12 protein-coding genes are annotated in these 12,223 nt (G+C 70.2%); 6 read left to right on the top strand and 6 right to left on the bottom strand.

Going from position 1 to position 12,223, the window contains the following annotated elements; translation table 11 throughout:
* Positions 1 to 141 precede the first annotated feature (141 nt).
* Complete coding sequence (locus E8A74_RS32350) at positions 142 to 1,341, top strand: MFS transporter (RefSeq protein WP_136932979.1); 1,200 nt, start codon at positions 142 to 144, stop codon at positions 1,339 to 1,341.
* On the opposite strand, the gene E8A74_RS32345 is transcribed toward E8A74_RS32350, so the two are convergent.
* Positions 1,342 to 2,919: a PAS domain S-box protein gene (locus E8A74_RS32345; protein ID WP_136932978.1), complete on the bottom strand. Its 1,578-nt coding sequence runs from the start codon at positions 2,917 to 2,919 to the stop codon at positions 1,342 to 1,344.
* Positions 2,920 to 2,995: 76 nt separating this feature from the next.
* Between E8A74_RS32345 and E8A74_RS32340 the strand changes: the two genes are divergently transcribed.
* From E8A74_RS32340 to E8A74_RS32320, 5 genes are all read left to right on the top strand, one after another.
* A complete protein-coding gene (locus tag E8A74_RS32340; protein ID WP_232379846.1) occupies positions 2,996 to 3,571 on the top strand; it encodes a hypothetical protein in 576 nt (191 codons plus the stop codon).
* On the top strand, positions 3,559 to 4,626 hold the full coding sequence (gene tsaD, locus E8A74_RS32335; protein WP_136932977.1) for a tRNA (adenosine(37)-N6)-threonylcarbamoyltransferase complex transferase subunit TsaD: 1,068 nt from the start codon (positions 3,559 to 3,561) through the stop codon (positions 4,624 to 4,626). Before E8A74_RS32340 ends, tsaD begins: the two co-directional genes overlap by 13 nt.
* A 42-nt stretch (positions 4,627 to 4,668) precedes the next feature.
* Positions 4,669 to 4,848, top strand: coding sequence for a hypothetical protein (locus E8A74_RS32330; RefSeq protein WP_136932976.1), 180 nt, complete (start codon positions 4,669 to 4,671; stop codon positions 4,846 to 4,848).
* Entirely contained in the window at positions 4,835 to 5,311 is a 477-nt protein-coding gene (locus E8A74_RS32325) for a nucleotidyltransferase domain-containing protein (protein ID WP_136932975.1), read from the top strand. The genes E8A74_RS32330 and E8A74_RS32325 overlap by 14 nt, the downstream gene beginning before the upstream one ends.
* Positions 5,312 to 5,378: 67 nt before the next feature.
* Positions 5,379 to 6,218 carry a hypothetical protein gene (locus tag E8A74_RS32320; protein ID WP_136932974.1) on the top strand — a complete coding sequence of 280 codons (840 nt, stop codon included), beginning with the start codon at positions 5,379 to 5,381 and terminating at the stop codon, positions 6,216 to 6,218.
* A gap of 7 nt (positions 6,219 to 6,225) precedes the next feature.
* On the opposite strand, the gene E8A74_RS52955 is transcribed toward E8A74_RS32320, so the two are convergent.
* The 5 genes from E8A74_RS52955 to E8A74_RS32300 all read right to left on the bottom strand — a co-directional run bounded on the left by E8A74_RS52955 (position 6,226) and on the right by E8A74_RS32300 (position 12,140).
* Positions 6,226 to 7,011 (bottom strand): YkgJ family cysteine cluster protein, encoded by a 786-nt coding sequence (locus E8A74_RS52955; protein ID WP_170229545.1) that lies wholly within the window; start codon positions 7,009 to 7,011, stop codon positions 6,226 to 6,228.
* Positions 7,002 to 8,087, bottom strand: coding sequence for an LNS2 domain-containing protein (locus E8A74_RS52950; protein ID WP_170229544.1), 1,086 nt, complete (start codon positions 8,085 to 8,087; stop codon positions 7,002 to 7,004). The genes E8A74_RS52955 and E8A74_RS52950 overlap by 10 nt, the downstream gene beginning before the upstream one ends.
* 61 nt (positions 8,088 to 8,148) lie before the next feature.
* Positions 8,149 to 9,069, bottom strand: coding sequence for a hypothetical protein (locus E8A74_RS32310; RefSeq protein WP_170229543.1), 921 nt, complete (start codon positions 9,067 to 9,069; stop codon positions 8,149 to 8,151).
* Positions 9,070 to 9,081: 12 nt separating this feature from the next.
* Entirely contained in the window at positions 9,082 to 10,701 is a 1,620-nt protein-coding gene (locus E8A74_RS32305) for a M16 family metallopeptidase (protein WP_136932972.1), read from the bottom strand.
* Positions 10,698 to 12,140, bottom strand: a complete 1,443-nt coding sequence (locus E8A74_RS32300) for a M16 family metallopeptidase (protein ID WP_136932971.1) — start codon at positions 12,138 to 12,140, stop codon at positions 10,698 to 10,700. The genes E8A74_RS32305 and E8A74_RS32300 overlap by 4 nt, the downstream gene beginning before the upstream one ends.
* Positions 12,141 to 12,223 lie beyond the last annotated feature (83 nt).

Genomic DNA, 12,223 nt, shown 5'->3' with positions numbered 1-12,223 from the left:
GGTGGGGTTTGGGGCAACGCCCCAACGCGGGACCAGAAGTTGACGCGACGAAAGGGCATGTTCGCGGCGCCTGTGTCAGGATGCGCGCCCAGCGCCACCCGAACGCCTCGTGGCGCGCCGTACGAACGAGGCGAGCCGTCGATGCGATCCCCGCTTTTGCCGATATTCCTCACCGTCTTCGTTGACGTCCTCGGCCTGACGCTCATCCTGCCGCTGCTGCCGTATTACGCGAAGGACTACGGCGCGTCGGATTTTCAGGCGACGCTCCTGACCTCGGTTTACGCGGCGGCGATGTTCGTGTCCGGGCCGATGCTCGGCCGGCTCTCGGATCGTATTGGTCGAAAGCCCGTGCTCCTGCTCAGCCAGGTGGGCACGCTCATCGGCTGGCTCACGCTCGCGGCTGCGCACAACCTGGAGATGCTCTTCGTCGGCCGTATCATCGCGGGCCTCACGGCGGGCAACCTCAGCATCGCCCAGGCGTACATCTCCGACGTCACGAAGCCGAACGAGGAGCGCACGCAGGCCTTCGGCTTTTTCGGCATCGCGTTCGGCACCGGCTTCTTGCTCGGCCCCGGCATCACGGCGCTGCTCACGTACCTGTTCCGGGATCACCCCGATCCGCTCTTCAAGTACAAGCCGCCCACGCTCGCGGCCGCTGGGCTCAGCCTGGCCGCGATCCTGCTCACTGCGTTCTTCTTGCCGGCGCGCAAGCCCGCGGCTCAGACGGGCCGGCGGCTCTCGGGCATGGCCGAGTACCTCGCGCGTCCCGGCCCGCGCAAGCACCTCGCCGAGTTCTTCTTCTTCAGCGTCTCGTTCGCCGCGCTCACGGGCGCGCTCGGCGTCTACCTGAAGCGCCAGTTCAACTACGAGCTGCACCAGGCGGGCCTCATCTTCGGCCTCTCGGGGCTCATCGGCGCGATCGTGCAGGGCGGGCTGCTCAAGCGGCTCGTGAAGAGGCTCGGCGAGGAGCGGCTCACGGCGATCGGCCTCGGGACCATGGTCCTCGGCTACTGCCTGCTCGGCGTGGCGACGAGCCTCGGCTTTTTGCTCGTGCTCGTGGTGCTCGGCTCGTTCGGCGCGGCTGTCGTGCGTCCGAGCGTGACGACGCTCATCACGCGGAGCGTCGCCAAGGAGGAGCAGGGCACGGTGCTCGGCGTGAGCCAGTCGCTCGGCAGCCTCGCGCAGATCGCGGGGCCCGCGGCGGCCGGCTGGCTCATCGACCGCAACCAGGTCGTGATGTACGGCCTCCTCTGCGCGGGCTTCAGCCTGCTCGGCCTCCTGCTCGCGCTGCAGCGCCGCGGGGAGCCGCGCCCCGTCGAGCAGGCGCCCGCGGAGGGATGACTACCGGCTGGCCTCGCGAAGGCAATACCGCAGGCCGTCCTTCAGGTTCCGTAACGTCTTCACGTCGCCCATCCCGACCCCGAGGGTCACCACGGTCTGCGCGACCGCGGGCCGGAGGCCGGTGATCACGGTCTTCGCGCCGACGAGGCTCGCGGCGCGGGCGATCGCGAGCAGGCGATCGGCCGTCCCCGTGTCGAGCACCGGCACGCCCGTGAGGTCGAGGATCAAGAACCGCGCCTGCAGCTCGACCACGCTGCCGAGCGCGGCATCCATCATCTCGGCGGCGCGACCGCTGTCGACGACGCCGATCACGGGCAAACACAAAACGCCCTCCTGCACCTCCAGGATCGGCGTCGAGAGCTCCCGGATCGACGCGGCTTGCCGCTCGATGACCGCGAGCTTGTCGCGCAGGTCCGCCTCGGCGCCCTTGCGCTCGGTGATGTCCACGATCGCGGCGGCGAGCCGCAGGAGCTCCCCGCTCTCGCTCCAGAGCGATTGAAAGGTGCTGGACACCCACAGGTACGAGCCGTCCACGCGGAGGAGCCGGCTCTCGAAGGACGTCTCTTCCTTGCGCGACGCGAGGTGTTCGGCGAAGAACAGCCTCGCGCGTTCGCGGTCCTCCGGGTGGACGAACGCCGTCCACTCGCGGAGCGTCTTCGGGGCCGCCTCCGCCGTGATGCCGAGCAGCCGCGTGAGCCCGTCGGACACGTAGATCGGCTGCGTGGGATCGCCCGGGTTCTTCGGATCCTGCGGCACGTAATCCCAGAGGCCGTTCTTCGAGCCTCGCATGAGCAGCTCGAACCGCGCGAGGCTCTCCTCGGCCCGCGCGCGCTCGCGCTCGATCTCGGTCCGGTCGAGGGCGATGCTGAGGACCCCACGCACACGCCCCTCCTCGTCGGCGAGCGGCGCGTTGTGCCATTCGCACACGACCGTGCGGCCGTCCTTCGTGATGTTCTCGGTCGCGACGGCGCGCCCCGAGGGGATCCGGCCGTCGCGGATCGCGAACCCGGCATCGACGACGGTCTCGGGCTGCGGCTCGGCCACGATGAGGTCGACGAGTCTCCGACCGAGCACCTCGCTCCGCGTGTAGCCGAAGATCCGCTCGGCGCCCGAGCTCCACTCGACGACCCCGCGGCCGACCTCGGTCTCGATCATCGCGACGGGCGCCCTTCGCAGGTATGCCTCCAGGCGCCGCGCGGCGGTGACGGTGGCGCGCCGCGGCTGCTCGATGGAGCGCGCGCAGCAGAACACGAGCCCCCGCTCGAAGACCACGCGCATGGTCCATTCGAGCCACTTGTACGTGTCGTCCGCGCAACGGAAGCGCGTCTCCTGTACAATCGCGCCCTGGGCCTCGACGGAGATGCGCGAGGTGCGCCGGGTCGGATCCCGGTCCTCGGGGTGCAAACGGTCTTCGAGCCGCATGCCTTCGAGGGCTTCGAGCGAGAACCCCGTGACGCGCTCCCAGGCCCCGTTCGGCTGGTAGATCCGGTTGTCGGAGTCGAGGACACAGAACAAGGCCGGGGCCTTTTCGAAAAACTCCCGCGGATCGATCCTGGGGCCTTGGGCTTGGGTTTCCATCGAAGGGTGGGCAGTCTACCAAGGGCGCGCGGAGAGGGGTGGCGGGAGAGGGGGGGCGAGGGCACAATCCGCGCCGATGCACACGGGCCGAGCGAGGAAGATCGGAAAACGGGCGCGATATGGGCCCTTTTTCGCGCAACTCCTCGCCGCTGGGACCGTGCTCGCCGGATGCAACGACGTCGATCGTTTCTCCACGGACGCGCAGCATGCGTACTGCGGCGCCATCACGCTCGGCAGCCCGTTTCGCGAGGGGCTCAGCCCCCGCGTGCAGATGCGCCTGACGCTCGACGCGACGCGGCTCGACGGCGATGACGCGCCAGGAAGGCTCTGGACCTTCGAGGCAGCGACGGAGACGAGGCCCGAGCGGCGGCTCTTCGACGGCGCCGCGCTCCGCCCGATCCGGCCGCTCGCGCACGATCCGCTCTCGCAGTTCGAGATGGGCGAAGGCCGGGTGCGCAATACGATCTTCGCGGTCTCGCCGAGCGAGCCCCTGGCCGAGGCGATGCTCGCGTTCCTGTCCTTGCGCTCGGACGGGGGCGTGGAGGTGCGCCTCGTGCGCGCGGGCTCGGAGGATCCGGAGGCGGACGAGGGGCGGCGGCCGATCTTCGGGATGTTTTCGCTGGTGCGCCGGGAGGGCCAATGCGGGTTCTAGGGATCGAGACGTCGTGCGACGAGACGGCCGCCGCCGTGGTGACGGAGGAGGGCGTGGTGCTCTCCGACGTCGTGCGCAGCCAGGTCGAGGCGCATGCGCCCTACGGCGGCGTGGTGCCGGAGATCGCCTCGCGGGACCACGCGCGCGCCATCGTGCCGGTGATCCGCGAGGCGCTCGCGCGGGCCGAGATGAAGCCGGGCGACGTCGACGGGATCGCGGTCACGTCGCGGCCGGGCCTGCTCGGCGCGCTGCTCGTGGGTCTTTCGGCGGCGAAGGGACTGTCCTTCACGACGGGCAAGCCGCTCGTCGGGGTGGATCACCTCGTCGGGCACCTGCTCGCGGTGTTCCTGCGACGGGGCGAGGCCGAGGCGGCGGCGCCGGTGCCGTCGTACCCGTTCATCGCGCTCCTGGCCTCGGGCGGGCACACGGCGCTCTACCGCGTGGACGCGCCGCGGCTCTCGTCGATCCGCGAGCTCGGGGCGACGCGCGACGACGCCGCGGGCGAGGCGTTCGACAAGACGGCGAAGCTCCTCGGCCTCGGCTATCCGGGCGGCCCCGTGGTGGATCGACTGGCGGCCACGGGGGATGCTTCCCGGGCGAAGGACGTGGTGCCGCGGCCTTTGGCGCATCGCGAGAGCCTGGAGTTCAGCTTCTCGGGGGTGAAGTCGGCGGTGATGCGCCACGTGGCGACGCTGGGCAAGGCGCCCGAGGGGCAAGCGCTGGCCGACCTCTGCGCGGCGTTCCAGGCGTCGGTCGTGGGCACGCTCGTGGACAAGGCCGTACGCGCGGCGAAGGTGGAAGGCGTGCCGCGGATCGTGCTCGCGGGGGGCGTCGCGGCGAACCGGGGGCTCCGCGCGCGGATGGCGGAGGCGTGCGCGCGGCAAAAGATCGCGCTCTTCGTGCCGTCGTTCGCGAGCTGCACGGACAACGCGGCGATGATCGCATACGCGGGCGCGCTGCGGCTCGCGGCGGGGGAGGCGGACGACCTCGCGCTGGAACCGTCGACCAAGACGGCGCTGCCGCGGGTCACGCGGAAGGGGGCGGGGCTGCGGTGAGGGGCCTCCCCTGCGCCCCGCGCCCGTGATACCCTCGCCCTCGTGTTCGAGACACCGCAAAACCTCGTAGGAGCGGATCAGGATCCCTACGACGCCAACGGGATCGATCGCTCGCTCATTCGCTGGATGCTCAGCCTGTCGCCGACCGAACGCCTCGCGGTGGCGCAGGGCTCGATCGACCTCGTCGAGAGCGTCCGCCCGCTGTCCGATGGCGCTGGCTGACATCCTCCGCACGCTCCTCCACCATCAGGTGGATTTCGTCGTCGTCGGAGGCATGGCCGCCGTCCTGCAAGGCGCGCCTGTGCACACGTTCGACATCGATATCGTTTATTCTCGTGCGGAGGAGAACGTGGCGCGGCTGCTCGCCGCGTTGCAAGACCTCGACGCCGTCTTTCGCACGGATCCTCGAAGGCTCGTGCCCAACGAGTCCCACCTTCGCTCCACCGGGCACAAGCTCCTTTCGACGCGCCACGGCGTGCTCGACGTCCTCGGGACCATCGAGGAGGACACCTCCTACGAAGACCTCCTGCAGGATGCTTTGTGGCTGGAGGTCGCCGGCGCGCCGGTCCGCGTCCTTTCTCTCGAACGCCTCATCCAGATCAAAGAGAAGCTCACGCGCCCGAAGGACCGCGCCATGCTCCTCGTGCTGCAAGCGACCCTCGAAGAGAAACGCCGCTCGCCATGAGCCGTCGGCCCGTGATGCCGGTGACGCCCATTGCTCCCCGCCGCCAGCCCATGCACATTGCTCTGCCGTGCCCACGCCCTCCCGCCTGCGCTCCGCCCTCCCCCTCGCCCTGACTGCGGCGCTCCTCCTCGCCGCCTGCCACAAGTCCGACCCCGGCCCTTCCCAGCCGGTCGCGGGAGACGACGCCGCCGCGGACGTCCCTGCCGGCGCGGTCTCCCTCGAGCTTCGCAACGAGCCCGTCGACGTCGTCGCCGAGAAGCTCGCGTCCGCGGCGGGCAAACCCTTCGCCATCGATGCCGACGCCCAGGCCGTCGCCCATTGCGCGCGGATCACGCTCTTCACCGGCGGCCCCGTGCCCCTTCCGAATGCGATCCGCCTCCTCCGCGAGGCCCTCGATCCGGCCGGGCTCTCGCTCGTCGAGAGCGAGACCGGCGGCCTCGTCGTGCGCCGCATCCCGGACAAACCCCTGCCCGCGACCTGCGCAGGTAGCGTGAGCGCGCAGGCCGAGCCGTCCGAGCGTGCCCCTGCGCCGTCGGACGCGTCCGTGGAGAAATTCGCGGCGGGCGTGCGAAAGGTCTCCGAGACCGAATACGAGATCACGCAAGCGTCGGTCGCTCTCCTGGGGGACGATCAGGCCGGGCTCGTCCGATCGGGCCGCTTCGTTCCGGCGCAGAAGGACGGAAAGATCGTGGGCCTGAAGCTCTTTGGCATTCGTTCGAGAAGTATGCTCGCGACGCTCGGGCTCCAGAATGGCGATCTCGTGCTCGATCTCGGGGGATACGCGCTCACGAGCCCCGACCTCGCGCTCGAAGCTTATTCGAAGCTCCGGGGCGCGAAGAAGGTCGAGATGACGCTCGAACGGCGCGGGGCCCCGCAGAAATTCGTGTATCGCATCGTCGAGAAATGAGCGCCCCTCAGGCGCCGTCCTCTTCCATCACGCGGAGCAGCGCCCAGAACATCGCCTCGCCGTCCCGCTCGCGTTCGACCGTCTTTCCGTGCACGCGCGCCCATTCGAGCGCGAGCGGCAGCGGGATGCCCGCCTGCCTCTTGCCCGTGAGCTCCCCCGTGGCTTTCGTGAGCACGTCGCCCATCGGCGACGGCCGCGGGGCAATCTCGATCCCCGGATCGAGCGCCTCGCACAACGCCGGATCCGTCACCGCGTTGTATTCGCGGCACGCGATCGGCCGCTCCTCGTAAATGCTGCACAGGTCGCCTTCGAGGAACGGGCAATCGATCCGGAGCTCGTAATACCGCCGGCTCACGTCGTCCCACGCCGCCGAGGACGTCGCCTCCTTCGAAACCAGCGAGGACCGACCCTTCGGCGCCCTTGGATCCACGAGCCCCGCCTGTTCGAGCCGCTCGATCGCCCGGACGAACCGCTCGCGCACCTCCGCGCGGCGCGGCTCCGGCATCGCGGCCACGACCTCGCCGAGCCGCCGCGCCTCGATCGGCGAGGCCGGCACGAGCTGGCGGCAGCAATGGGTGCAGCCCTTCTGGCACGAGATCTCCTTGCCCTGCGCCCGCGCGTGCGCCGTCGAGATCGCCAGGATCGACGCCGAGAGCGACCGCGCGAGCGGCAAAAGCTCGTGCAACTGCGTGCGCCCGACCCGCACCTTGCATTCGATCTCGTGCTCCTCGCCGAGCACGTGCAGGTGCACCTTCGCGTCCTCGTACGCCTTGCGCGGGCTCTTCACGGACACACCGCCGGCAGCTCGCCGAGCGAAGGCAAGAGCGTTCGATAATCGTCGTGCTTCACCCCGCCCCGCGCGTCGTCGGCGAGCTTGTAATAAAACGTCCGCGGGATCCCGGAGCTCCAATACGCGTCCACGTCGCTCGGCATGTTGCCGAACGCGAGCTCGGGCAAGAGCCCCGTCGCCGTCTTCAGCAGGCTGAGCTCGCCCGATTTGAACGACGCGGCGGCCCCGCCCATGCGCCCCGTGGCCGTCACCGAGGTGTGCACGATTCCCGGCGGAAACCCCCGCAGCCTGAGCCATTCCCGCGTCCGCGGTTCGAGCCAGTGCGGCCGCGCCGTCAGGTAAAACATGAAAAACCCGCGACCCGAGAGCGACCGCATCACGTCCACCGCGCCCGGGTGCGTCTGGGAATGGTTCCCCGTGAGCACGTCCCCCACGAGCGCCTCTTCCTTTTCGGTCAACGTCCCGTCGATGTCCGTCACCACGATCCGCGCGCCGGCCGGCAGCACTTCGAGGAACAAGTCCACGCTCGTCCCGTCGCCCGCGACCACCATTTTGATCCGGTGCCGCCCCTCGCCGAGCGGACCGCCGGGCAGCACCTGCGCGAGATTCACGAAGATCTGCCCGCCCTCGTCCGCGACGCCGACCACCGCCGGGTGCGAGCCCTCGTCCTCGGTCGTGCGGTACGTCCCGACCTTCTCCCACGCCGCTCCGCAGCCGCGGAGCAAATACACGTCGATGTCTTCGTCCTTCAGATCCTTGTCCGCGGGCCCGTATGCGAATTTCCCGAGCACCCATTGCGGGGTGCCCGGGAGCAGGAACAGATCCCGACCCCGGTGCCGCGGACCCAGCGCGCTCGCGAGCAGCCCCGAGCGGTTGTGCCGGAATTCCCGCTTCGACGGCGCGGGAAAGGGCGTGTCACACGAAGGCCGGAGCGCGCAAGGGCCGGGCGGAGCCATGGGGGTCGGCGCGGCCGCGGTCTGCGCGACGGCGGCGGGGCGGCTCTGCGCGGGTGCGCCCGAGCAAGCAGCCAGGGAGACGGAAAGTCCTGCGATCGCGAGAGATCGAGCAAAGAAATCCACGAGGAGGCCGATGATGCCAGAACCCGCGGGATGCGAGAAGCGCGTCGTTCGCCCGATCGCTCTAGGCGGCGCCGTCGATCGCCGCCGCCTCGTCGGGCTCCAGAAACGGCCGCACGTCCTCGATCGATTCCCGCGAGACGATGGCCTTGCCCGCCGGAGACAGGTGCACGAGGAGCTGAACGAGCGGAGGCGCCGCCGCCGTGACCGCGTCTTTCACGACGTCGAGGTCGGGCGCGCGTTGCGCGAGCAAGACGTACGCCGCCGCCGCGCGGTGCTCCGGGGTTTGCCCGAGGTCGGCCACGATCGACGGCAGCTCGCCGAGCTCGAGGGGCGCCTGCTCGCGATACCCCGCCCGTTTGTTCCCGGCCGCCGCGAGCGCCGCGAGCGCCTCGAGCCACGCGGCCATCGGCCGGCCCTGCCGCGCGAGCGTCCGCGCGATGGGCGGCGCCGGCAGGATCGGCCCCGCGCGACGCAGCTCGTACGATCGCAAGAGCGCAACCGCGCTCGCATGCACGCGTTTGCCGAACAGCGGCACCCGCATGAAGGCGCGCCCGCTCGCGTTCGTCAGGGTCAACGTCGGAATGCCGCGCCAATCGGGCTCGATTTGCGCGGGGCCGAGGAGCATCCACGGATAATACGTGACGAGGCCCGAGGCCACGCAACGCAGGCCGGCCTCGTCGAGCGCGAGCTCCACGCGCAGGGCCTGCAAAAACGGGCCGACGAGGGTGACCGCCGCGGTGAGGAGCGTGATCGCGACGAACACGAGCGGGATGAGGTAAATGTCCTCCAGCTCGAAGGACCGGTCCACGAAGGAGCCCCACAAGATGTAGGCCATGAGGCCCGCTGCGACCCCGCCGAAGACGAGGGCCCGCCGGATGGGCTCCGTGGGGAGCCCCGTCGGGCGGAGCGAAGGCGCGAAGAGGCCCTTGCGATGGTGGAGGCTCTCCTGCTGCCGGAGAGGCTCAATCACGTGGAACGGCAAGGCAGGGCTCGCCTACCGCCGCCCGAGGTCGACCTTCGGCCGCCCGGTCGGCCCGACCGGCGCGCCCGCATCTTTCTTCGACCCCGGCTTCGTGTCCTTCTTCGCCGGCGCCTTGCGCACCTCGACGCCGCCGAGATCCAGCGCCGCGAGCTCCGTCTCCACGACGGCCGCGTCTCCGACCACGATCACGCGCATCTGATCGGTCCGCAGGTACTTCTCGGCCACCCGCTTCACGTCCTCGGGCGTGATCTTCGAGATCCGCGAAGGACGCGTGGCGAGCTCATCGAGCGGCAGCCCTAGCACCGCCAGCGATGCGAGCGTCCCCGCCGTCTCGCCGGCCGTCTCGAAGCGCGCCGGGAGCTGCCGGACGAGGCTCGCCTTGGCGTCGGCGAGGTCCTCCGCGGACACCGGCTCCTTCCGCAGCCGCTCGATCTCGGCGAAGATCTCCCGCACGGCCTTGGCCGTCGCGGGCGTCATGATCGCCCCGCCCGCGGTGAAAGGCCCGGGGCCGTGGCGCATGTCGAAGCTGCTCCGCGCGCCGTACGTGTAGGCGTGTTTCTCGCGCAGGTTCATGTTGAGCCGGCTCGTGAACTGACCGCCGAGCAGCGTGTTCATGACCATCAGGGCGTCGAAGTCCGGGTTTTTCCGGGGCACCCCCGCGAGCGTCACGGCGACGTACGATTGCGTGGCGCCCGGTCGATCCACGAGGAACACCCGCTTCTCGCCCTTGCCCACGGCCGGCGGATCCTTCGGCGCCTTGGCCGCGGTCGCCTTGCCCGTCCAGCCGCCGAAGCTCTTCTCGACGAGCGCGAGGGCCGCGGCCTTGTCGATATCGCCCGCGATCGTGACCGTCGTGTGCTCCGGCCGGAAGAGCGCCGCGTGCTGGCGCGAAAGCTCCGCGGGCTTGATCGCCTTGACGGACACCTCGGTGCCGATGAGCGGCTCGCGGTAGGGGTGCCCCGCCGGGTAAAGCCGCTCGGTGATGGCATTCTGGAGGAGCACGCCCGGCTGATCGGCCTGCTGCAGGATCGACGTGAGCCGCCGCGCGCGCTCGCGCTCGAGCTCCGCCGCATCGAAGGCCGGGTTCAGCACCACGTCGGCGAGGACCGCGAAGAGCTCGGGCGTCTTCTCGCGCAGCGCTTGGGCCGTCAGGCCCACGCCGTCGTGATCCGCCCACGCGCCGTACCGCGCGCCGAGGGCGCCGAGCTCCTCGGAGAGCTTGATGGCCGAGCGTTGCTTCGTGCCGGAGAGCATCATGGCGGCCATGGTGCTCGTGAGCCCCGGCGAGGGCTCCTGCTCCGCGCCGCGGTCCACCACGATGTTCACCGCGACGACCGGCATCTCGCGCCGCATCACGTAGAGCACGCGCAGCCCGTTCGGCAGGCGCGCCTCGTCGATCTTGGGCGCGAGGAACGGCATGTCGGCCCCGGCTTGCGGCGGGGTCTTGCGGAACGAGGGATCCTCGGGCGGAGGCGCGGCGGCCTCCTTGGGCGCCTGCTCGGTGGCCGCGGGATCCGGCGGCGGATCGGGCGGCGGCGGCACGACGGGCGTGGGCGTCTGGCAGGCGGCGAGCGAGACCAGGGAGAGGCCGAGCAAGGCCACGATCTGCGAGCGGCGAGCGAGCTTCTTCACGGCATCCCTCCCACGAGGCGACCGGCGCGCGGCGCGTCCGCGACGGGCCGCACGAACGTGACGACGCGTTTGTCCTTCGGCAGGTACGTCGCGAGCGCCCGGGTCACGTCGCCGGGGGCGACCTTCTCGTACCGGGCGAGGTCTTTCTCGAAAAACCCGGGATCCCCGGTGCGTCGATTGTAGTTGTTCAACAGATCGGCCCGCCCCGTGACGCGCTCGGCGCCGAAGACGAGCCCGGAGAGCGCGCGCGTCTTGGCCCGATCCACCTCCGCGGCGGCGGGCGGCGCGGCGCGCAGCTTGTCGAGCTCCTCGTCGACGACCTTGAAGGCCTCGTCGAGGTTCTTGTCCTTCTGCAGGGTGACCGTGATCTCGAAGACGCTGGCGAGCTCCGCGGACTCCTGCGAGGCCGTGACGCTCTGGGCGATCTGCATGTCGTAGACGAGCCGCTTGTAAAGGCGGCTCGATTTCCCGCTCGCGAGCACGTCGGAGACCATGTCGAGCTCCGCGTCGCCGGGCGCGTAATGCGGCGGCGTCGTCCACGAGATCACGATCCGCGGGAGCGTGACGCCCGCCTCGACGTCGAGGCGCACTTCCTTCGTGAGCGGCGAAGGCACGGGCCCGCGAATGGGCTTCGCGTCGGCCCCGCGCGGCAGGCCTCCGAAATACTTCGCGACGAGCTCCTTCGCCTTCGCCGGCTGGAGATCCCCCGCGATGACGAGCGTCGCGTTGTTCGGCACGTAGTACCGCTTGAAGAATCCGCGCACGTCCTCGAACGTCGCGGCGTCGAGGTCCTGCGGCGTGCCGATCGTGAGCCGGTGGTAGGGGTGCGTCTTCGGGAACAACGTGGAGCGCACGAACTGCCGTACGAGGCCGTAGGGCGCGTTCTCGTAGTTCTGCCGGCGCTCGTTTTTCACGACCTCGCGCTGGCTCTTGAACGTCTCGTCGTTGGCGTGGTCGAGGAGGAAACCCATGCGATCGCTCTCCAGCCAGAGCGCGAGGCCGAGCTCCCCGGACGGTACGGTCTCGTAATAGTTTGTCCGGTCCGTGTTCGTCGTGCCGTTCCTGTCGCTCGCGCCGGCGCGCTCGAGGTAGCGGAAGAACTGATCCTCGCCGACGTTGCGCGAGCCCTGGAACATCACGTGCTCGAAGAGGTGCGCGAAGCCATTCCGCCCGGGTCCCTCGTCCTTGGATCCCACGTGGTACCAGACGTTCACGGCGACCACGGGCGTGCGGTGATCCTCGTGCAGGATCACTTCGAGGCCGTTCGAAAGGACGTACTTCTCGAACGGCAAAGACACGCGCATGCCCGGCGCCGCGGCAGGCGCGGGTGCGGGCGGCGTGGGGGCGGCCACCTGGGCCAGGGAAAGGCCCGTCGGCACGGCGAGCAAAGCGAGGGACACGAGCCCGAAGGCGGCCCTCCTCGGTGTTCGGCGCAGCATCGCGGCCCTTGTAGCAAATTCTCGGGCCCGCGGCCCTCGGGATCCGCCCCTCCCGGCCTTCCGGGAACTCCGCGCAGCAAGCT

It is taken from the genome of Polyangium fumosum (genome assembly GCF_005144585.1).
In the GTDB taxonomy this organism is placed as follows: Bacteria; Myxococcota_A; Polyangia; order Polyangiales; family Polyangiaceae; genus Polyangium; species Polyangium fumosum.
This window is presented reverse-complemented; position numbering and strand designations above follow the sequence as displayed.